The sequence below is a fragment of the Haemophilus sp. oral taxon 851 str. F0397 genome (genome assembly GCF_000242295.1).
Classification (GTDB): Bacteria; Pseudomonadota; Gammaproteobacteria; order Enterobacterales; family Pasteurellaceae; genus Haemophilus.
In genome coordinates this window covers 119294-140331 of the sequence record NZ_JH591079.1, presented here as the reverse complement: position 1 = coordinate 140331, position 21038 = coordinate 119294, and the positions used below count along the sequence as shown (strand labels likewise).

The window sequence follows — 21038 nt, the reverse complement described above, 5'->3', positions numbered from 1 at the left end:
GTTTATTCAAAGGCAATTTCTTTAATACGTAATTCATCACCACTTTGTCGTTGCAAGTGTATGCTGCCGCAATTTGGACAAGAATCATGATGAGCTTGTATCTCAACTAATTTTTGGCACTGCCAACACCAGGCTTGTGCTGCTATAGGAATGAGATGAAGTTTGCAGCCTTCAGCAGCCGTACCTTGAAAGGTTATGTCAAAACAAAATTCTAATGCGTCAGGTTCTACACAAGAGAGTGCGCCAATTTCTAGCCAAAGATCCGTGACTTTTTTTATATCGTGACTTTTACATTGTTGTTCTACTATTTCCAGCATATTTTGACAAAGAGACAATTCGTGCATAGTTTTTCCTTTTGTTTTTCTTCCTTAAAATAAATGCCTTTATCAATTCAAGATAAAGGCATTTCTCTAAAAAACATTGTCAATTTCAACCGCACTTTACGCGAGCATATTTACAACTGCAAATGAAACTTTTAATAGCGCAGCGTTGATTAAGTCGATAAAGAATGCACCGACCATTGGAACGATTAAAAATGCTTTGTGTGATGGCCCAAAACGGCTGGTAATGGCTTGCATATTTGCAACGGCTGTTGGTGTTGCACCTAAACCGAAGCCACAGTGACCAGAGCTTAATACAACCGCATCATAATCTTTACCCATTGCGCGATAAGTAACATAGATAGCAAATAGCGCCATAAAGACAACTTGTACTGCAAGGATGATTAATACATCTACCGCTAAGCCTGCAAGTTCCCAAAGTTTTAATGACATTAAGGCAATAGCCAAGAAGATAGATAAACCTACGCTACCCAATACATCAATAGCAGATTCAGCCACTTGGAAACGGAAAATGTTGGTTAAAATATTGCGGATAATTACACCGGTAAATAAACACCATACGAATGTTGGTAATTGGAATGCGGTGCCTTTTGTTTGAGCATCTAAATATTGGCCGATAAGCAAACAGATAGACATCATTGCAATAGTTTCAATCAAAGAGCGTGAAGTAATTTTACGTTTGTAAGTTGGATGTTCAAAAGCCTCTTGGATATCATCTACTTCATCATTTTCAGGATTTTCACCTTGTTTTTGACGATTTAATAAGAAACGAGCAACAGGACCACCGATGATACCACCAAAGACTAAACCAAAGGTTGCACATGCCATCGCGATTTCAGTAGCACCTTGTAAATTGAATTGATGAACGAATGTATCAGCCCATGCTGCACCAGTACCATGACCGCCAGTTAATGTGACAGAACCTGCTAATAAACCGTATGCTGGGTGGATACCTAATGCTAATGAACCTGCGATACCGATGATATTTTGGCAAATAATTAGCAAACCAGCGACGAATAAAAATACGATAAGTGGTTTTCCACCTTTAATTAAACGGGAAAAGTTTGCACTTAAACCAATGGAAGTGAAGAACACTAACATCATGGTAGTTTGCAAATTCTTATCGAAGTTAAAGGATGTCCCGTCAACTTTATTCCAAATTAAAAGAGCAATGGCAACAATAAAACCACCAACAACTGGCTCAGGAATGTTGAAGGTTTTTAAGATGCTGATTCGTTTAACGAGAAAATAACCCAAGAGCAAGACTAAGCTTGCTAGTGCAAGGGTTTCATACGTGCTAAATGTATGACTCATAAATTGGATCTCCCTATGTTGTGTTTAAATTATGTGTTGTGTTGCGGTTCGATTACCACTATTTCAACATTGGTATGTAATCCACGTGGTAATGTCGAACCTTTTCTGCCTCGTTCAGCACGGAACTTCTGCAGATCCTCCGGTTTTAATACAATTTTTCGTTTTCCGGAATGAAATTCAAGACTTGCTTGATCTGAAATGAGCAATAATTTCACTAACAATTCACTGCGCTCTTTTGCATTTGCTGCAGGAATTGTCACAATTTTATTGCCTTTGCCTTTTGATAATGCCGGTAAATCTTTTGCCGGGAAAATTAACATTCTGCCAGCGGATGTCATAGCGACAACAAGTGCGGTGGCATTCGCCAGCGTCTTAGGCTCCATCACTTTGGCATTTTCCGGTAAAGAAATCAAGGTTTTTCCTGCTTTATTACGTGCAATTAAATCTTCAAATTTACAAATAAAACCATAACCCGCATCAGAAGCCATCAATAATTCTTGCTGTTCGCTGGCCATTACGACATATTCAATGGTCGCACCAGCTGGTAAATTTAGTTTACCTGTGAGAGGTTCACCTTGAGAACGTGCGGAAGGCAATGAAAGTGGATCGAGCGCATAACTCCGCCCTGTACTATCAATGAATACAACGGCTTGATTACTCTTACCACAAGCGTGAGCTCGATAATTATCACCCGCTTTGTAGCTCAATGATTTAGGATCGATATCGTGTCCTTTAGCACAACGTACCCAGCCCATTTCTGATAAGATGACAGTAACAGGCTCTGCTGGCGTCATATCACTTTCAGAGATCATTTTGGCTTCTTCACGTTCGACCAGTTGAGACATACGTGGACTTACATATTTTTTCGCATCTTCTTGAATTTCTTTTTTGATAAGCGTATTCAAACGGCGTTCCGATCCTAAAATTGCTTCTAAATTTAACCGCTCTTTTTCAAGTTCATCTTGTTCAGCTTTGAGTTGGTTTTCTTCTAATTTCGCTAAATGACGTAAGCGTAAATTTAAAATTGCATCGGCTTGTTCATCGCTTAAATTAAAGCGTGCCATAAGCTCTGCTTTTGGATCATCTTCATGACGTATAATTTCAATAACCTCATCAATATTTAAAAAGGCTATCATTAAACCTTCTAAAATATGCAAGCGAGAGAGTACTTTATCTAAGCGATATTGAAGGCGACGAGTTACGGTTGTACGACGGAAGGCAAGCCATTCATTTAAGATTTCTAATAAGCCTTTTACCGCAGGTTTATGATCAAGCCCGATCATATTCATATTTACACGGTAGCTTTTTTCAAGATCTGTAGTCGCAAATAAGTGTGCCATTAATGCATCGGTATCGACGCGATTTGAGCGAGGAACTAGCACAATCCGAATTGGATTTTCGTGATCCGCTTCATCACGAATATCTTCTAGCATTGGCAGTTTTTTTGCCGTCATTTGTTCGGCTATTTGGGCAATAATTTTGGATGGCGAAGATTGATGCGGAAGTGCTGAGATAATAATTTCACCGTCTTCTTTTTTCCAAGTTGCACGCATTTTTATTGAGCCACGACCTTGCTCATAAATTTTACAAATTTCTGATTTGGGCGAAATAATTTCCGCTTCTGTTGGAAAATCTGGACCTTGAACAATTTTAAGTACATCATCTAATCCCGCTTTCGGATTATCTAGCAACATTACTGCCGCATCAGCAATTTCGTTAATATTGTGTGGTGGAATATCTGTCGCCATACCCACTGCAATACCTGTTGTGCCGTTCAATAAAATATGAGGTAAACGAGCAGGTAAATATTGTGGTTCAGCCAAGGTTCCATCAAAGTTTGGTTGATAATCTACCGTTCCTTGTCCGAGTTCACTCAGCAAGATTTCAGAGATTTTAGATAGGCGCGATTCCGTATAACGCATGGCTGCGAAGGATTTTGGATCATCTGGTGCCCCCCAGTTACCTTGACCATCTACAAGTGGATAACGATAAGAGAAGGGTTGTGCCATTAACACCATCGCTTCATAACAAGCACTGTCGCCATGTGGATGGAATTTACCGAGTACATCACCGACGGTACGGGCAGATTTTTTGTATTTTGCCGTAGCGTTTAAGCCAAGTTCAGACATCGCATACACGATACGGCGTTGAACGGGTTTTAAACCATCGCCGATAAAAGGCAACGCACGATCCATGATGACATACATGGAATAGTTGAGATAAGCCCTTTCGGTGAAGGTACGTAGAGGCATTTGTTCAATGCCTTCATAATTGATATTTGTCATTTTGGTTTCTGTTAATTGAATATATTCTTAATTTATTAAAATTCGGATTTGCTGAGATTAATTTAGTCTAAACAGATAAATCAACCTGATCGCCTTTCGCTTGTAACCAATTTTTACGGTCTTCGGAACGTTTTTTCGCTAATAACATATCCATGAGTTCTAATGTATTCGCGCCTTGGTTTTCCTCTAAATCATAAGTTAATTGAACAAGGCGACGAGTGTTAGGATCCATTGTTGTTTCACGTAATTGCGATGGGTTCATTTCACCCAAACCTTTAAAACGTTGAACATTCGGTTTGCCTTTTTTATTTTTCAACCGATCTAAAATCGTCTCTTTTTCACTTTCATCTAATGCGTAGAAGACTTCTTTATTTAAGTCAATACGATAAAGTGGTGGCATTGCGACGTAAACGTGACCGTCTTGTACTAATTTCGGAAAATGGCGTAAGAACAAGGCGCAGAGTAGGGTGGCAATATGCAAACCATCCGAGTCAGCATCCGCGAGAATGCATACTTTACCATAGCGAAGTTGTGATAAATCATTGCTGTCAGGATCGATCCCTAGAGCCACAGCTATGTCGTGAATTTCTGTTGAACCTAATACTTGATCAGGTGAAACTTCCCATGTATTTAAGATTTTTCCACGTAACGGCAAAATCGCTTGATACTCGCGATCACGCGCTTGTTTTGCTGAGCCGCCCGCAGAGTCGCCCTCCACTAAAAATAATTCCGTTTTTTCTAAATCCTGTGAGCCACAATCTGCTAATTTTCCTGGTAATGCAGGCCCACTAACAAGTTTTTTACGTACGACTTTTTTAGCTGCGCGTAATCGGCGTTGTGCAGAACTGATTGCAATTTCTGCTAATTTTTCAGCATCTTGTACGTTTTGATTTAGCCATAGACTGAACGCATCTTTTAAAACACCGCTGACAAACACCGCACTTTGGCGTGATGATAAGCGTTCCTTAGTTTGCCCCGCGAATTGCGCATCTTGCATTTTAAGGGAAAGAATGTAAGAACAACGCTCCCAAATATCATCAGCGGTAAGTTTTACGCCACGTGGTAATAGATTTCTAAATTCGCAAAATTCACGAATGGCATCTAACAAGCCTTGGCGTAGGCCATTAACATGTGTTCCGCCTTGAATTGTTGGAATTAAGTTTACATAGCTTTCGCCAATCAGTTCGCCACCTTCTGGTAACCAAAGTAATGCCCAGCTAACCGCTTCATTTATTCCTTTAAATTCACCAACGAATGGTTTTTCTGGAAGGGTTTCAAAGCCGTTAACTGCTTCGATAAGGTAATCGGAAAGACCATCTTCATATAACCAAATGTCTTGAGTATTGTTTACTTTATCAATGAATTTGATTTCAAGCCCTGAGCAGAGTACCGCTTTCGCTCTTAATAAATGGCGTAGGCGGCTAACGGAAAATTTTGCGCTGTCAAAATATTTTGGATTCGGTTTGAAGTGAACGGTTGTTCCAGTTGTGCGTCTACCACAAGTCCCAATAACTTCCAATTCTTCTACTTTACTGCCGTTTTCAAAGGAAATTTTATACACTTCACCATTGCGTTTGACTTGAATATCCACGCGTTCAGAAAGTGCATTCACCACAGAAATCCCCACACCGTGTAAACCACCCGCAAATTCATAATTTTTATTAGAGAATTTACCACCCGCATGTAGTTTAGTCAGAATTACCTCTACGCCGGAAATGCCTTCCGTAGGATGAATATCCACAGGCATACCGCGACCATTGTCTGTGACTTCAATGGATTGATCAGGGTGTAAAATTACTTCAATTTTTGTGGCAAAACCCGCAAGAGCTTCATCCACGCTGTTATCAATAACTTCTTGTGCGAGGTGATTAGGGCGAGTGGTGTCTGTATACATACCGGGGCGAATTTGCACCGGCTCGAGATCTTTAAGAACGGTAATTTCTTGAGCTGAATAATTGGTTGTCATGGTTAGATGAGTCGTTAATTTTTAAATTTGAGAAAATTCTATCAAAAAGTGCGGTGATATTCGACCGCACTTTTAATCGTATAAACTAGGCGTATTTTCATCTGGACGCGTTTTGAAACGACGATGTAGCCACATGTATATCGTTATGTCCTTCATTATTTCCTTTTCAACGATTTGATTCATTCGCGTAGCAATCGCTGTTTCATCTTGTAAATCCGTAAAATCAACAGGCGCTGAAATGCTCACAGTATAGCCTGAACCATCTTTATTGCGTAATGGCGCAAATGGAATCACTTTGCTGTTTTGTGAGGATTTCAATAAATAATAACTACCCGTGGTTGTGCAAGCATCGGGCACAGCAAAAAATGGTACAAAAACGGCATTTTTTCTGCCGTAATCATGATCAGGCGCATACCAAATAGTTTCTTCATTGCGTAAAGCTTTGATCATTCCGCGTAAATCTTTACGATCAAGCATATCTTTATTAGAGCGTAAACGACCTTGCGTTTGTAGCCAATCAAGCAAAGGATTATCATTTGGACGATAAACGCCAATGCCGGGATGGTGCAAACCAAGAATGCGTGCGCCAAGTTCTAGCGTTAAGAAATGAACACCGACGAGAACAATTCCATCTTTTTGATTTTCTTTTAGATAATGTAATCCTTCAACTTTTGACCATTTTTTGATACGTGAATCCGACCAAAACCAAGCCATACCTGTTTCGATAATTGCCATGCCTACTGAACGAAGATTTTCTTGCAAAATCGCCTCACGCTCGTTTTCAGGCATATCAGGGAAACAAAGTTCAAGATTACGGCGTGCAATGGCAGCTCGGCGTTTGCCTACTTTTAAATGTGAAAACAGCCAACCGAGACCATTACCAATATGGCGCAAAATAGGATAGGGAAGACATAGAATACTTCGCCAAATTGCCATGCCTAGCCAAAAGAGCCAGTATTTTGGAGCTAAAAAGTGCGGTTGAAATTGAGGGAGTTTTTCGTTTTTCATTGTTCTTTCCACGTAAGTTAGGGGCGTAGTTTATCGTAAATTTGAGTTGTGGTAAAATCGTCACAATTTTGGTTATTCAAATAGAGAGATTTTAAAATGGCTCAATATTCAGCAGAATTTAAGCAAGCAAAAGTACTCGTATTAGGCGATGTGATGCTTGATCGCTATTGGTTCGGCGCAACCAACCGCATTTCACCAGAAGCACCTGTGCCAGTGGTTCGTGTACAGGAAAATGAAGAGCGCGCGGGTGGTGCGGCAAATGTCGCGATGAATATTGCTTCACTCAATGTACCTGTTCAGTTAATGGGATTGATTGGACAAGATGAAACTGGTTCTGCGCTTTCCCACTTATTAGAAAAACAAAAAATCGATTGTAATTTTGTTGCATTAGAAACCCATCCAACCATTACTAAATTACGTATTTTATCTCGTCATCAACAGCTGCTCCGCCTTGATTTTGAAGAAGATTTCAATAATGTAGATTGCAAGGATTTATTAGCGAAGTTAGAAAGTGCGGTGAAAAATTACGGTGCTTTGATTCTTTCTGATTATGGTAAAGGCACGCTAAAAGATGTTCAGAAAATGATTCAAATTGCACGCAAAGCGAATGTTCCAGTATTGATCGATCCAAAGGGGACTGATTTTGAACGTTATCGTGGTGCGACATTATTGACACCAAATATGTCTGAATTTGAAGCCGTTGTGGGCAAATGCAATACAGAAGAAGAGATCATAGAGAAAGGTTTAAAATTAATTTCTGATATTGAATTAACCGCACTTTTGGTAACTCGTTCTGAAAAAGGGATGACATTATTACGTCCAAATCAAGAACCCTATCATTTGCCAACTGTCGCAAAAGAAGTGTTTGATGTGACGGGAGCCGGTGACACCGTTATTAGTGTATTAGCAACTGCATTAGCAGATGGACGTTCTTTCGAAGAATCTTGTTACCTAGCCAATGTCGCCGCTGGAATTGTGGTGGGTAAATTGGGAACTTCAACGGTTTCGACTGTGGAACTTGAAAATGCGATTCATGCTCGCCCTGAAACTGGATTTGGCATTATGAGTGAAGCTGAATTAAAAGATGCTGTCGCACAAGCAAAAGCGCGCGTTGAAAAAATTGTGATGACTAATGGCTGTTTCGATATTTTGCATCCAGGGCATGTTTCTTATTTAGAAAATGCACGCAAATTGGGCGATCGTTTAATTGTCGCGGTAAACAGTGATGATTCCGTTAAACGCTTAAAAGGTGATAGTCGCCCAATTAATAATCTTGAAAATCGAATGGCGGTATTGGCTGGTTTGGCATCTGTGGACTGGTTGGTACCATTCACTGAAGATACACCACAACGTTTAATCAGTGAAATTCTACCGGATCTTTTAGTCAAAGGTGGCGATTACAAACCTGAAGAGATTGCTGGCGCAAAAGAAGTTTGGGCAAATGGCGGTGATGTTAAAGTGCTAAACTTTGAAAATGGTTGTTCAACAACAAATGTGATTGAAAAAATTAAATTATTGAAAAATTAGATGAAAGGTTGGGGAGTCCCAACCTTTTTTGTTGCTTTAATATTCATATGAAATTATCAGAGAAAGTATCGTTTTGAAGTAACAGGTTTATTTATATCAAGGACAACTAATTTGAGGAGTTACGATGATTTATTTTTCAGACAAAGAATTGGATGATTTATTACTCGAGGATATTTATCGTGGTGATTTAACCACTCACGCCCTTGGTATTGAAAATATTCCAGCAAACATTCTTTTTAAGCGTAAAAATGCAGGGATTGTGGCGGGCGTTTCTGTTGCGGAAAAATTATTAAAAAAATTGGATATTCAACCGCACTTATATGTAAAAGAAGGGGATTGGGTTGAATCAGGTGCTTTGCTGATAAGTGCGGAAGGAATGTCTGAACAATTACATCAAGCTTGGAAAGTGGTTCAATTGGTGCTTGAATGGTCATGTGGGGTTGCGCAATATACGGCAGAAATGATTGCGAATGCCAAAGCGGTTAACCCAAGCGCTGTTGTGGCTTGCACACGTAAAAGTATTCCTAATACGCGTAAACTTGCGACGAATGCTGTATTAGCCGCTGGTGGGCATATTCATCGACAAGGCGTCAGTGAAACTCTTTTGGTTTTCACTAATCATCGAAATTTACTTTCTGATCCAAATGATTGGGTGAAAATTGTGAATAGATTACGTCGAGAAGCACCTGAAAATAAAATAACTTTAGAAGCAGATAATTTTGCTCAATTTGAGCAAATGTATGTAGCAGAGCCTGATATTATTCAACTTGATAAATGGTCATTAGATGATGTGAAAAAGGCTTTAGATCTACTTCACTCAAAACAGAAAGATATTCTGCTTTCTGTCGCTGGAGGAGTAAATAAAAATAATGTATCAGATTACGCCAAATTAGGTATTCGTTTATTTATTACTTCTGCACCTTATTATGCACCACCAGAGGATATAAAAGTGGTGATTGAAAAGATATAAGTATATAGTTTATCATTATATAAATAAGTGTATAATGATGCTTTCTTACTTAAAATAAGGATGTGCTATGAAACTTAAATCATTGTTAATTGCCGGCTTGCTCGGTTCCCTTTCTTTTTCAGCATTAGCTGATCGCATTATCACAGACCAACTCGATCGAAAAGTGACAATTCCCGATCACATTAATAGAGCTGTGGTGTTACAGCACCAAACTTTGAATATTGCTGTGCAGTTGGATGCCACAAAACAGATTGTGGGAGTGCTTTCCAACTGGAAGAAACAACTAGGCAAAAACTATGTTCGCCTTGCGCCGGAGTTGGAAAATATGGCTATGCCGGGCGATTTGAATTCCGTTAATATTGAAAGTTTGTTGGCGTTAAAACCAGATGTAGTGTTTGTGACTAACTATGCACCGCCCGAAATGATCAAGCAAATCAGTGACGTGAATATTCCTGTGGTAGCCATTTCCTTGCGTACCGGTGAAGCGGGCGAAAAAGGTAAACTTAATCCAACATCAACTGATGAAGATAAAGCTTATAATGACGGCTTAAAACAGGGGATTGAATTGATTGCTGAGGTGTTTGAGAAAAAACAGCAGGGTAATGAATTGATCAAAGCGGCTTTTGCTAATAGAAAATTATTGGCTGATCGTTTAGGAAATATTCCAGTAGACAAACGTATCCGTACTTATATGGCAAATCCTGATTTAGGCACTTATGGTTCTGGTAAATATACGGGGCTTATGATGGAGCATTCGGGGGCTTATAACGTCGCAGCGGCAACTATTAAAGGTTTCAAACAGGTTTCTCTAGAAAATGTGTTGGAATGGAATCCTGCAGTGATTTTAGTGCAAGATCGTTATCCTGATGTGGTACCAAAAATTTTGAATGATCAAGGTTGGGCAAATATTCAAGCGGTAAAAGATAAAAAAGTTTTGTTGATGCCGGAATATGCTAAAGCCTGGGGATATCCGATGCCGGAAGCCTTAGCGTTGGGTGAAGTATGGTTGGCGAAAGCGCTTTATCCGCAACGTTTCCAAGATGTGAATTTAGATAAAATGGTGAACGATTATTATCAAAAATTCTACCGCACATCTTATAAAGCCGACAATGCAGCCCAATAGTTACCCTAAAATTCTCTTTGGCTTAATGCTATTGCTTGTGATTACCGCCGTCATTTCTTTGGGAATTGGGCGGTATTCCTTGTCTGTAGCGCAAATTGGACAAATTCTGTGGGCAAAAGCGACCGCACTTGAGATCGACCCAGTGCAGCAGCAAGTGATTTTTCAAGTGCGTTTACCTCGAATTTTAACCGCACTTTGCGTGGGTGCCGGTTTGGCATTGAGTGGTGTGGTATTACAAAGCATTTTTCGTAACCCGTTAGTGGATCCGCATATTATCGGCGTGACCTCCGGTTCAGCCTTCGGTGGCACCTTGGCAATTTTCTTTGGATTCAGTTTATATGGCTTATTTGCTAGCACTATTTTATTTGGCTTCGGCACGCTTGCCTTGGTTTTTCTATTTAGCTTCAAATTTAATCAACGCAGCTTGTTGATGCTTATTCTTACCGGCATGATTTTAAGCGGGCTTTTTTCAGCCCTCGTCAGTCTATTGCAATACATTTCCGATACAGAAGAAAAATTGCCAAGCATTGTGTTTTGGTTGATGGGGAGTTTTGCCACCTCTAACTGGGAAAAATTCGCTTTTTTCTTTGCCCCGTTTTTGGCGTGTAGCTCAATTTTACTCGGCTTAAGTTGGCGCTTGAATTTACTGTCTTTAGATGAGAAAGAAGCCAAGGCATTAGGTGTGAAAGTGGCGCCATTACGTTGGTTAGTGATCTTTTTAAGCGGTTCGTTAGTAGCGTGTCAGGTGGCAATTAGCGGTAGTATCGGTTGGGTCGGTCTGATTATTCCTCATCTTAGTCGTATGCTGGTGGGCGCCAATCATCAACGTTTATTGCCTTGCACCATGCTGGTCGGCGCAACTTATATGTTACTCGTGGACAATGTTGCGCGTTCCTTGTCTGATGCTGAAATTCCGATCAGTATTTTGACCGCACTTATCGGTGCACCCTTGTTCGGCGTATTGGTGTATAAACTAAAAAGCGGAGGCATGAATGAATAAAGCGCTCTCCGTGGAAAATTTAGGCTTTTATTACCAAGCGGAAAACTTTCTGTTTCAAAAACTGAATTTTGATTTGAATAAAGGGGATATCCTGGCGATTTTAGGGCAAAATGGTTGTGGGAAAAGCACCTTGTTGGATTTACTGCTTGGTATTCACCGCCCGATTCAGGGCAAGATTGAGGCGTATCAATCTATCGGTTTTGTGCCCCAATTCTTTTCTTCGCCTTTTGCTTATTCGGTGTTGGATATTGTGTTAATGGGACGCTCAGCCCATATTAATACTTTTGCTAAACCCAAAATGCATGATTATCAAATCGCCATGCAGGCACTGGATTATTTGAACTTGACCCATTTGGCAAATCGCGAATTTGCTTCGCTTTCAGGTGGGCAGCGACAACTGATTTTAATTGCTAGAGCCATTACTTCCGAATGTAAATTAATGCTGTTGGATGAGCCAACTTCAGCATTAGATCTTGCAAATCAAGATATTGTACTGTCTTTACTTATAGATTTGGCACAATCACAGAACATGACTGTTGTATTCACAACACATCAACCTAATCAAGCTGTAGCGATAGCCAATAAAACTTTATTGTTAAATAAACAAAATTTTAAATTTGGCGAAACAAGGAATATTTTAACCTCAGAAAATTTGACCGCACTTTTTCATTTACCGATGTTTGAACAACAAGCCCAATATAAAGAATCTTTTTTTACGCATTTTGTTCCCTTGTATAAAACGTTATTAAAGTAAGGAAAACTTGTGGAATCAATTACTGTTTTTAGTGCAGGTAGTTTTCGTTATGCTCTGCAAGAATTATCTGATATTTTTCGACAAATTCATCATATAGAGATTAAAGCATTTTGTGGTCCAGCCGGAATATTGCGTCAACAAATTGAGCAAGGGAATAGATGTGATATTTTTATTAGTGCAAATCCTGAAAATGTGCTTCAATTAGCTGATTCTAAAAAAATTTATCAAAAATTAACGATAGCCTTTAATCAATTAGCATTAACTATGTTAAATTTAGAACACTTCCGTCATAAATCCATTTTTGAATTGCTATTTGATCGCTCTTTACGCCTCGCAACATCAACGCCATCTTGTGATCCTTGTGGAGATTATACTTGGCTGTTATTTGATAAAATTGAGCAATGTTTTCCTGGTGAAGGGGAGGCATTGAAACGACGAGCGTTGAAATTAGTAGGCGGAAATTCTTCAAATATAGTTCCAAAAGGGAAAATTGCATCTCATTATTTATTATTGAATGGTTATGCTGATATGATGATCGGTTATGCACATTATCAATTAAGATCTGAAGTTAAGCCAAGTAAATACGATGTATCTATAAATACAAATTCTAGTATTGGTCTGAATAATCAAGCATTTTTGACTCATATGTTCCCTATTGAATTTGAGGTAAAAGCTGAATATGTCATGGCTTTATTAAACAATGTTGAAAGTGCGGCTAAATTTTTTCAATTTTTACGATCTGATATAGCTAAACAAATCATTAAAAATCATGGCTTTTTGCTGGAATAAACCTTGCATTTGAATTTATTCATCGCTAGAATGCAAGCTCCTTGTCATCGCTGAGTTAGAGATCGGCGAATGATGTATTAACAACACTACCTTTTAGGAGTAAAAAATGTCTCTAAGTACTGAAAAAAAAGCAGCAATCGTTGCTGAATTTGGTCGTGATGCGAAAGATACTGGTTCTTCTGAAGTTCAAATCGCACTATTAACTGCACAAATCAACCACTTACAAGCTCACTTCGCAGAGCACAAAAAAGACCACCATGGTCGTCGTGGTTTATTACGTATGGTTTCTCGTCGTCGTAAACTTTTAGACTACTTAAAACGTACTGATCTTGCTTTATACCAAAGCACTATCGCTCGTTTAGGTTTACGTCGCTAATTTTTATTACGATAGTAAAAAACCAAGCCCTCGAATCTCGAGGGCTTTTTTTATGATTTTATTTTAATTTTATAGGCGCTCTTTAGACTAGCATCAAAATATTTGGTTTATATATTCTTAACTTGCCATCTTCTAATTTTCACATAATAAACATACATCTAATTTTAGTTGTTTGTTATGAAATTGCTGTAATGTACTACGATGACCTACGCTGAGAATGATCATTTTGGGCAAACCCTCTTTAATTGTTTGGTAGAGTAAATGCTCGGTTGTTTCATCCAATGCTGAAGTTGTTTCATCAAGAAATACGACATCTGGTTTTGTGAGTAAAATACGAATAAACGCCACTCTTTGAAGTTCACCAGGTGATAAAATCGCTTGCCAGTCATTTTTTACATTAAGCGCGTGTATATATTTTCCTAGCGCACAATCCTTCATGGTTTGTTCTAATTCTGCGTGACTTGGATTGATATTTGGATAACAAATTGCCTCTCGTAAAGTACCCTGCGGCATATAAGGTCGTTGTGGCAGGAATAAACTTCCCATGCATGGATGCTCCGCAATACCTATGGTTTCAAAAGGATAGATTCCTGCAATTGCTTTTAGCAGCGATGTTTTTCCTGTTCCAGATGCACCTTGAATCAATAGGGCATCTCCATTTTCTAAATGAATATTTAAATTATTGAGTAGAACATTGCCTTGTTCATCTTTAATGCCAAAGTTTTTTAAGGCCACACGATGAGAACAATGAAAAGGATGATGAACGTTTTGTTTATCTAATTCATCCATTTTTGTTATAAAACCATAAAGACGATTCAAGCGTGCTTGATAGAGTGTGAATTGCTCATAGAATAAGCGGAAAAATGAGAGTGCGGTCATTAATCGGTTAAATGCTTGGACCGTTTGATGCATATCTCCTAACTTTATTTGACCAGAAAAGAAACGTGGTGCTTGCAACATTAAGGGCAATAATTTGGCCACGCGAGTTACCCCTGAGTTGAAACTATTCAAGCCCAACATTTTTAATACAATGGACCAACGGTTATGAATAATTTGACGGAATTGATGTTGTAAGAAAGTTTGTTCTTTTGGCTCGCCATTATAAAAAGCAATGCTTTCTGCATTGTCTCGTACACGGATTAAGGAATAACGATAATCGCCATTGAGTTTCTCTTTTATAAAATTCAGCTTAATTAGAGGGCGACCAATCCACACGGACATGAGTGTTGCAAAAATAATAAAAGCATAAATGAAGAAAACAACGCCTTTTTCGATATTAAATCCGAATAAAGTTAATACACCAGAAAGTGACCATAAAATAATCGTAAATTCAATGGTCGTGAGCACCGAGTTAATCACGCCTCGCACAATTTGTACGGTACTGGTAATAAATTCTCTCGCATCTTGTTCAATACGTTGATCGATATTATCTGGTAAATCTCGTTCGTATTTTAGTCGATAGTATTTTTTCTTATTTAGCCAGCGTTTAACAAGTGTTGCATTAAGACTTTCCAACCAACGAATTTCAAAAACTTGTTGAAAGAAGTAATCAGCAATGGCATGTATAACTTGTGCTACCACAAGAAGAGCATTTAGTTTTGCAAAGAACCAAAATTTCTCAATGTTTAATTCTTGCATTGAGCTATACAATCCATTGTAAAAAAATGAATTAAGCACACTAAATCGTACTTCCAACAATATCATTATAAATAGCACTAACAACATTAAAATTAGTTTAATGCTAGTTTTTTTATTAATCGATGGTGACACGATACACCAGAATTTTTTGCCGAAAGTAGTTTGTTTTAAGGCTAACATTGTTGTGCTAAAGCATAATATCACCCAAAAAAGAGCGGTTAAAATCCAGTTTAAACTATTATTAAGTTCGGTTTGCCAGTTCATTGATTATCCATAAAGTAAAAAACGAAAAAGGGCGAAATATTCGCCCTTATTGTGCACTCAATTAAAATTCAACTTTAGTGTTAAAGATAAATTCACGTCCATAACCTAATGCAACAGGGATTAACGTGTTTGTTGCATTACCAGAGGTGGATGGATAATAAGTTTTATCTGTTAAGTTTTTACCGTTAAGTTGGAAAGACACTTTCTTGCCAGAGATTTTAGTATCGTAAGCAATAAAGGCATCATATACCACGGCATGAGGTAGTTTATATGCTTTCGTATAAGTATTGTTGTAGGCATACCAGGAACCTAAATAACGAGCGCCTCCACCAACACGGATGTTGCCAAAATCAAATTCACCCACGTTATAAGCTAGGAATAGGGAAGCTTGATGTTTTGGTACACCAGAAAGTTGTTTACCAACAGCTAACTTATTGTTGTTATTTTCTAAAGTTTTTACTTTTGTGTAAGTGTAGTTTGCAGCAATACTTAGGTTGTCTGTAAGTTGTCCATTTAGATCAAACTCAATACCACGAGAGCGTTGTTTACCTACAATTTGCAGTTCACTTTTATTATTTACTTCAATTGTTTCAGCAACATTACGCTTGTTTATATCAAATAAAGCTACAGTTGCGTTTAAATATGAGTTTTCATATTTTAAACCAGTTTCAAAAGATTTACCTTGTTCAGCGGGAAGCTCTCCATTGACAATAAGTGTTCTATTATTTTGAGGACGGAATGATTCTGCATAGTTAAAAAATGTTGCAATATTTGGAGTAAATTTGTATACGCTGCCTAATTGATAGAGAAGTTTCCCATCTTTTTGAGCTAGATATCCACTTCTAGTGTTATTTAATGTTGAGCGACCAACAATTTGATCAAAATATTCATAACGAAGACCGCCTGTTATAATAAAATTATCAGTGATATATGCTGTATCTTGAATATAAAGCCCTAACGTTTTTAGGTGATTAAATTGGTAGGCGTTACTATTTTCATTTTTCTTGAACGCTACTGGATTTGTATAATTTGGGTTATCAATATTGATAATCTTTCCATCATTTATATTTCTAGTGTTATAAATTGGTCCCAAATCCATTTTATTTCTCATAAGATCTGTACCAACAACTAGGCGATTTGCAATATCTCCGATAGCAAATTCTCCAACAGCATTTACAGAAATGCTATGGATTTGTTGATCTCCAATTTGTTGTTCAATATCTCGAGTAGCACTACGAGCTTTTAATTTAAGAGCTGTAACTTTGCCTTGTTTATTACGTTTTTCTGGTAAATCAAAGTTTGAAACATTTATATCTTTAATACGAGCTTGGTTATAAAAATATTTATAGCGAGAATAACTATAAGCAGCATTTAATTTCCAACTATCACTTAATTTGTGCTCAATTTTAAAATCAATGTTATCGGTTTTTGCGGTTGTTTCATTATTTGGTTCATCTAAACGACGCGATACAGGAATATCTGGTAATGCATTAGTTGCTGTTAAAAGATTTGTACCACGATCAAATGGCTCAAGAATATCTTTGTGTTCATAAGAAAGAAGCACTTTAGTTTTATCATTTTCCCAAGAAAGTGATGGTGCGTAAGTCGTATTTTTCACTTTGCCAAAATTACGCCAGTAGTCTTTTTCTTGTTTGTCATAGATAAAGCGGTAAGCAAAACCATTTCCCAAACCACCAGTGAAATCTAATTGTGTTCCCCAGAGGCTATGATTACCTAAGGTTCCACCAACAACATAACGTGGCGTTTGTTGTGGTTTTTTAGTAATGATATTAACTACACCACCTGGATCTTGAATACCATAAAGTACAGATGCAGGTCCTTTTAAAACTTCAACGGTTTCAGTTGTCGCGCTAAAGTTTTTAGCTGGGCCGGCTTGTAAACCGTTACGCATAATTGAGTTATCGCGGTTTCCACCAAAACCACGTTTTTGGATGGCATCAAACATACCTCCTAGCGTATTCGCTTGACTCACACCACTGACGTTATAAAGCGCATCAATAAGTGATTCAGATTTGCGATCTTCTAGTAGTTTGGTCGAAAGAATATTTACTGTGTTTGGCGTGTCGAATACTGGTACTTCAGCTTTTGATACGACGGATGTTCCTGTCGTTTGATAGCCATTTTGTTTAATACCTGTATCTTGAACATTAATTTGTTCAATCGTTTCAGTACTAGCTTTATGTTGTGTTTCCGCTAACACAGAAACAGAAACTCCGGCAAAAAGTGCGGTGTAAACTAAGCTTAATTTAAAATTCATAAATTGCTTCCCAAAAGTTAAATCTAGGTTAAAAAAGAGTGGCGAGTATAAAAAAATATAACAATTCAAGCAATGAAAATTATTATTATTTAATGGTATTGCATTAATCAATAGTATTTTTAAAAAGGCTATAAAAAAACACCGCACTTTGGATGGCAAAGTGCGGTGTTTTTTAGAAGGCTTTATTAGTATTTATAGATTTCGTTATATAAGCCACTCTCAAATTGTACTAATGGGGCTCGTTTGGTTTTGCTTTCCAAATCGCCTGTTGAGTAGCCATTAATAAATTGTACAAAGGCCACTTTTTCCCCTCGAGCATTTGTCATAAATCCGGCTAGGTTATAAACCCCTTTCAAAGAGCCGGTTTTAGCAATCACATTTTTGACTAATGGCGGGCTAATTAATCCACCACGACCACTGATCGTGCCATCTACACCTGCGATGGGAAAAGTTTCCATTAAATGCAATTTATCTTCGTTTTTAGCGATGTATTCTAAAACGGACAGCATCGTTTTAGGTGCTACAAGATTATGGCGAGACAGACCCGAACCATCGGCTAAAATACTGTTACCAAAACGAATTCCTTGTTTTTGCAATATGGATTTAATCGCTAATGTACCTAATTGAAAGGATGCTGGGCGTTTATAGTAATTGAATGCCACTGCTCGGAATAATGAATCGGCAATTTGGTTATCCGATTTTTTCATCATTTTTTTCAATAAATCTGGTAATGGTTTGGATAAATGTTTCGCTAATAGCTGACCTTGTTGTGGTTTCTGTGGCAACATGACTTTGCCATTAAACTCAATACCTAATTGTCTTAATTGACGTTGAATAATCGCGGCCGCATAAGCATCCGTATCTTGCACAGCAAAGCTTAAGCCAAAAGGTTTAGATTGACGGGCTAAACATCCTTTTACTTGATAGCGATTATTGTCGTGTACAACAACGTCGAGCTGACAATAAGGCGCTTCATTGCTATCCACTACATAGACTTGTCCGAACACTTGAATTGGAAATTGTGCAGGCACATTGATTTTTACTGTTTCACCAGGATTTTGATTGGCATCTAGTTCTGCATAAAAACAGTTGTTATCAATATTCGCAGCGGATGGCGGAGAGTTGAAACACATTGTGAGATCGTTCCAAATCCAACCTAATCCCCGGTCGTGACTGGAAAAAACAGAGGTATCTAATACTAAATCGCCATTAATTTTTTTGATACCTTGTTTTTTTAATTCTGCAAGTAAGCTATAAAGCTGGCCACTTGTGAGATCTGGATCGCCTGTGAAACGCACGATTAAGTGACCCTCTAAATTCCCATTTTGAATTTTCCCATTACTCAAAAGAGCGGTCTCAAATTGGAATTGATCACCTAATGCAAGTTTAGCGGCAACAGCTGTAAAAACTTTTTGTGTGCTCGCAGGAAGCATAAAGGTTGAACCATTATAATCCGCAATAATTTGGTTTTGATTTATATTTTTTGCGATGAAACCTACGCTAGAGCCTTCAGGCAGTTTTTGTATTAAGTCTGAAACATTAATGTTTGCGAAGGTTGGAAGGCTAAAGCTTATGGAAAGTAAAAAGGATCCAAGTACGGTGGAAATTGAAGATAATTTTTTCATATTAGGTTTGTTATGGTTGCTATTTTTTTTTAGACGAACAATAATAAGCCCTGAATGAAATTGAGTAAATCATTTTCTCATTTCAAGTTTATTTTTAATAATACTGCGGCAAGATTTTAGGATTTTGTCGTGGTTTTTGTTTTATTTAGTAAAAGGAAAAACAATGCAACAAATTCCAATGACTGTGCGTGGCGCAGAACAATTACGTGAAGAATTGGATTTCTTAAAGAATGTACGTCGTCCAGAAATTATTAAAGCGATAGCAGAAGCCCGCGAGCACGGTGATTTAAAAGAAAATGCAGAATATCATGCGGCTCGTGAGCAACAAGGTTTTTGTGAAGGCCGTATTCAAGAGATTGAAGGTAAACTTGGTAATGCTCAAATTATTGATGTAACAAAAATGCCAAATAACGGTAAAGTTATTTTTGGTGCAACAGTTGTGCTTGTAAATACGGATACAGACGAAGAAGTCACTTATCGCATTGTGGGCGATGATGAGGCTGATATTAAATCTGGTTTGATTTCGGTTAATTCTCCCATTGCGCGAGGTTTAATTGGTAAAGAATTAGATGATACCGTTAATATTACAACGCCTGGCGGTGTCGTTGAGTTTGATATTATTGAAGTGAATTATATTTAAATAAAAAAGTGCGGTTAAAAATGACCGCACTTTTGTTGTTATTTGCGTGGAAGCTGAATTTTTGCTTCTTCGCTTGGGCGATAAAGCACCAAAATATGCCCGATAGTTTGTACTTGTGCAGCTTTAGTTTCACGCACAATCGCATCGATAATAAGTTGTTTTGTTTCGCGATCTGCACCAGCAACTTTTACTTTAATAAGTTCGTGATGATTAAGTGCATTTTCAATTTCAGCCAGTACGCCTTCGGTTAAGCCATTTCCACCAAGCATAACGACTGGGTTAAGATGGTGAGCAAGACCTTTTAAAAATTGTTTTTGTTTGGTTGATAAGGTTGTCATAAGGATTCCTAATTAAAAAGAGCGGTTGATTTTCTCAATGTTTTTCACTGATTTCAATCAGCCTCGGCTTGAATTCGGCAGATTGTAACCAAATATAAGCAAAACTACTACCAAAAATAGAAGATTATGGGAAAGAAAAAACGTTCAGCGAGTTCTTCTCGCTGGCTAAATGAGCATTTTAGTGATCAATTTGTGCAAAAAGCGCATAAACAAAAGTTGCGTTCACGTGCTTATTTTAAGATTGATGAAATTCAGCAAACAGATAAATTATTTAAACAGGGAATGACTGTGGTCGATCTTGGTGCAGCACCTGGCGGTTGGTCGCAATATGTGGTGGGGCAAATTGGTGGCAAAGGTCGAGTGATTGCTTGTGATATTTTGGAAATGGATCCCATTGTAGGCGTTGATTTTCTACAAGGCGATTTCCGTGATGAAAATGTTTTGAATGCTTTATTAGCGCGCGTAGGCGAAGATAAAGTTGATGTTGTGATGTCTGATATGGCACCCAATTTTAGTGGAATGCCATCAGTGGATATTCCACGCGCAATGTATTTGGTCGAGCTTGCTTTAGATATGTGTAAACAGGTCTTGGCAACCAAAGGAAGCTTTGTTGTTAAAGTTTTCCAAGGTGAAGGCTTTGATGAATATTTAAGAGAAATTCGTTCTTTATTTAATGTGGTGAAAGTGCGTAAGCCTGAAGCATCACGCGGACGCTCTCGTGAAGTATATATTGTGGCGACAGGCTATAAAGGTTAATTGCTTTGATAGCTTTTCATCGCTAATGATGTGTAGTATCTTGTAA

18 protein-coding genes are annotated in these 21038 nt (G+C 38.1%); 9 read left to right on the top strand and 9 right to left on the bottom strand.

The genetic code is table 11. The annotated features are described in order from the left end of the window. Positions 1-2: 2 nt before the first annotated feature. From hypA to htrB, 5 genes are all read right to left on the bottom strand, one after another. Positions 3-344 (bottom strand): hydrogenase maturation nickel metallochaperone HypA, encoded by a 342-nt coding sequence (hypA, locus tag HMPREF9096_RS03810; protein ID WP_005633520.1) that lies wholly within the window; start codon positions 342-344, stop codon positions 3-5. Between the two features lie 96 nt (positions 345-440). After that, complete coding sequence (gltS, locus tag HMPREF9096_RS03815) at positions 441-1655, bottom strand: sodium/glutamate symporter (RefSeq protein WP_009500581.1); 1215 nt, start codon at positions 1653-1655, stop codon at positions 441-443. A 29-nt stretch (positions 1656-1684) separates the two neighbouring features. Beyond that, positions 1685-3940, bottom strand: a complete 2256-nt coding sequence (gene parC / locus HMPREF9096_RS03820) for a DNA topoisomerase IV subunit A (RefSeq protein WP_009500580.1) — start codon at positions 3938-3940, stop codon at positions 1685-1687. Positions 3941-4007: 67 nt separating this feature from the next. Next, positions 4008-5906 (bottom strand): DNA topoisomerase IV subunit B, encoded by a 1899-nt coding sequence (gene parE / locus HMPREF9096_RS03825; RefSeq protein ID WP_009500579.1) that lies wholly within the window; start codon positions 5904-5906, stop codon positions 4008-4010. Between the two features lie 72 nt (positions 5907-5978). Further along, positions 5979-6914, bottom strand: coding sequence for a lipid A biosynthesis lauroyl acyltransferase HtrB (gene htrB, locus HMPREF9096_RS03830; RefSeq protein ID WP_009500578.1), 936 nt, complete (start codon positions 6912-6914; stop codon positions 5979-5981). A gap of 96 nt (positions 6915-7010) precedes the next feature. Between htrB and hldE the strand changes: the two genes are divergently transcribed. The 7 genes from hldE to rpsO all read left to right on the top strand — a co-directional run bounded on the left by hldE (position 7011) and on the right by rpsO (position 13453). Beyond that, positions 7011-8441: a bifunctional D-glycero-beta-D-manno-heptose-7-phosphate kinase/D-glycero-beta-D-manno-heptose 1-phosphate adenylyltransferase HldE gene (gene hldE / locus HMPREF9096_RS03835; RefSeq protein WP_009500577.1), complete on the top strand. Its 1431-nt coding sequence runs from the start codon at positions 7011-7013 to the stop codon at positions 8439-8441. A 124-nt stretch (positions 8442-8565) separates the two neighbouring features. After that, entirely contained in the window at positions 8566-9411 is an 846-nt protein-coding gene (modD, locus tag HMPREF9096_RS03840) for a ModD protein (protein ID WP_009500576.1), read from the top strand. A 67-nt stretch (positions 9412-9478) separates the two neighbouring features. Further along, positions 9479-10534, top strand: a complete 1056-nt coding sequence (molA, locus tag HMPREF9096_RS03845; protein WP_009500575.1) for a molybdate ABC transporter substrate-binding protein MolA — start codon at positions 9479-9481, stop codon at positions 10532-10534. Beyond that, positions 10521-11534, top strand: coding sequence for a molybdate ABC transporter permease MolB (gene molB / locus HMPREF9096_RS03850; protein WP_009500574.1), 1014 nt, complete (start codon positions 10521-10523; stop codon positions 11532-11534). The genes molA and molB overlap by 14 nt, the downstream gene beginning before the upstream one ends. Then, a complete protein-coding gene (gene molC / locus HMPREF9096_RS03855) occupies positions 11527-12288 on the top strand; it encodes a molybdate ABC transporter ATP-binding protein MolC (protein ID WP_009500573.1) in 762 nt (253 codons plus the stop codon). The genes molB and molC overlap by 8 nt, the downstream gene beginning before the upstream one ends. Positions 12289-12297: 9 nt before the next feature. After that, the gene (locus HMPREF9096_RS03860) at positions 12298-13077 is read left to right on the top strand and encodes a substrate-binding domain-containing protein (RefSeq protein ID WP_009500572.1); all 780 of its coding nucleotides are present in this window, start codon (positions 12298-12300) and stop codon (positions 13075-13077) included. A gap of 106 nt (positions 13078-13183) precedes the next feature. Further along, on the top strand, positions 13184-13453 hold the full coding sequence (gene rpsO, locus HMPREF9096_RS03865) for a 30S ribosomal protein S15 (RefSeq protein WP_005628925.1): 270 nt from the start codon (positions 13184-13186) through the stop codon (positions 13451-13453). A gap of 132 nt (positions 13454-13585) precedes the next feature. On the opposite strand, the gene HMPREF9096_RS03870 is transcribed toward rpsO, so the two are convergent. The 3 genes from HMPREF9096_RS03870 to dacB form a co-directional block, all read right to left on the bottom strand. Beyond that, complete coding sequence (locus HMPREF9096_RS03870) at positions 13586-15355, bottom strand: ABC transporter ATP-binding protein/permease (protein WP_009500571.1); 1770 nt, start codon at positions 15353-15355, stop codon at positions 13586-13588. A 61-nt stretch (positions 15356-15416) separates the two neighbouring features. Next, positions 15417-17633: a TonB-dependent siderophore receptor gene (locus HMPREF9096_RS03875; protein ID WP_009500570.1), complete on the bottom strand. Its 2217-nt coding sequence runs from the start codon at positions 17631-17633 to the stop codon at positions 15417-15419. A gap of 185 nt (positions 17634-17818) precedes the next feature. Further along, positions 17819-19258, bottom strand: a complete 1440-nt coding sequence (gene dacB, locus HMPREF9096_RS03880; RefSeq protein ID WP_009500569.1) for a serine-type D-Ala-D-Ala carboxypeptidase — start codon at positions 19256-19258, stop codon at positions 17819-17821. 163 nt (positions 19259-19421) lie between these two features. Here dacB and greA point away from each other — a divergent pair, with 163 nt between their 5' ends. Further along, positions 19422-19898: a transcription elongation factor GreA gene (greA, locus tag HMPREF9096_RS03885; protein ID WP_005637913.1), complete on the top strand. Its 477-nt coding sequence runs from the start codon at positions 19422-19424 to the stop codon at positions 19896-19898. A gap of 38 nt (positions 19899-19936) precedes the next feature. On the opposite strand, the gene yhbY is transcribed toward greA, so the two are convergent. Beyond that, positions 19937-20236 carry a ribosome assembly RNA-binding protein YhbY gene (gene yhbY, locus HMPREF9096_RS03890; protein WP_005628915.1) on the bottom strand — a complete coding sequence of 100 codons (300 nt, stop codon included), beginning with the start codon at positions 20234-20236 and terminating at the stop codon, positions 19937-19939. Between the two features lie 126 nt (positions 20237-20362). On the opposite strand from yhbY, the gene rlmE reads away from it, so the two are divergent. Next, positions 20363-20992, top strand: a complete 630-nt coding sequence (gene rlmE / locus HMPREF9096_RS03895; protein ID WP_005637911.1) for a 23S rRNA (uridine(2552)-2'-O)-methyltransferase RlmE — start codon at positions 20363-20365, stop codon at positions 20990-20992. Positions 20993-21038 lie beyond the last annotated feature (46 nt).

Excerpts from the sequence above, each read along its gene's own strand:
- hypA (WP_005633520.1), bottom strand. The coding sequence starts at position 344 with ATGCACGAATTGTCTCTTTGTCAAAATATGCTGGAAATAGTAGAACAA.
- gltS (WP_009500581.1), bottom strand. The coding sequence starts at position 1,655 with ATGAGTCATACATTTAGCACGTATGAAACCCTTGCACTAGCAAGCTTA.
- parC (WP_009500580.1), bottom strand. The coding sequence starts at position 3,940 with ATGACAAATATCAATTATGAAGGCATTGAACAAATGCCTCTACGTACC.
- parE (WP_009500579.1), bottom strand. The coding sequence starts at position 5,906 with ATGACAACCAATTATTCAGCTCAAGAAATTACCGTTCTTAAAGATCTC.
- htrB (WP_009500578.1), bottom strand. The coding sequence starts at position 6,914 with ATGAAAAACGAAAAACTCCCTCAATTTCAACCGCACTTTTTAGCTCCA.
- hldE (WP_009500577.1), top strand. The coding sequence starts at position 7,011 with ATGGCTCAATATTCAGCAGAATTTAAGCAAGCAAAAGTACTCGTATTA.
- modD (WP_009500576.1), top strand. The coding sequence starts at position 8,566 with ATGATTTATTTTTCAGACAAAGAATTGGATGATTTATTACTCGAGGAT.
- molA (WP_009500575.1), top strand. The coding sequence starts at position 9,479 with ATGAAACTTAAATCATTGTTAATTGCCGGCTTGCTCGGTTCCCTTTCT.
- molB (WP_009500574.1), top strand. The coding sequence starts at position 10,521 with ATGCAGCCCAATAGTTACCCTAAAATTCTCTTTGGCTTAATGCTATTG.
- molC (WP_009500573.1), top strand. The coding sequence starts at position 11,527 with ATGAATAAAGCGCTCTCCGTGGAAAATTTAGGCTTTTATTACCAAGCG.
- rpsO (WP_005628925.1), top strand. The coding sequence starts at position 13,184 with ATGTCTCTAAGTACTGAAAAAAAAGCAGCAATCGTTGCTGAATTTGGT.
- HMPREF9096_RS03870 (WP_009500571.1), bottom strand. The coding sequence starts at position 15,355 with ATGAACTGGCAAACCGAACTTAATAATAGTTTAAACTGGATTTTAACC.
- HMPREF9096_RS03875 (WP_009500570.1), bottom strand. The coding sequence starts at position 17,633 with ATGAATTTTAAATTAAGCTTAGTTTACACCGCACTTTTTGCCGGAGTT.
- dacB (WP_009500569.1), bottom strand. The coding sequence starts at position 19,258 with ATGAAAAAATTATCTTCAATTTCCACCGTACTTGGATCCTTTTTACTT.
- greA (WP_005637913.1), top strand. The coding sequence starts at position 19,422 with ATGCAACAAATTCCAATGACTGTGCGTGGCGCAGAACAATTACGTGAA.
- yhbY (WP_005628915.1), bottom strand. The coding sequence starts at position 20,236 with ATGACAACCTTATCAACCAAACAAAAACAATTTTTAAAAGGTCTTGCT.
- rlmE (WP_005637911.1), top strand. The coding sequence starts at position 20,363 with ATGGGAAAGAAAAAACGTTCAGCGAGTTCTTCTCGCTGGCTAAATGAG.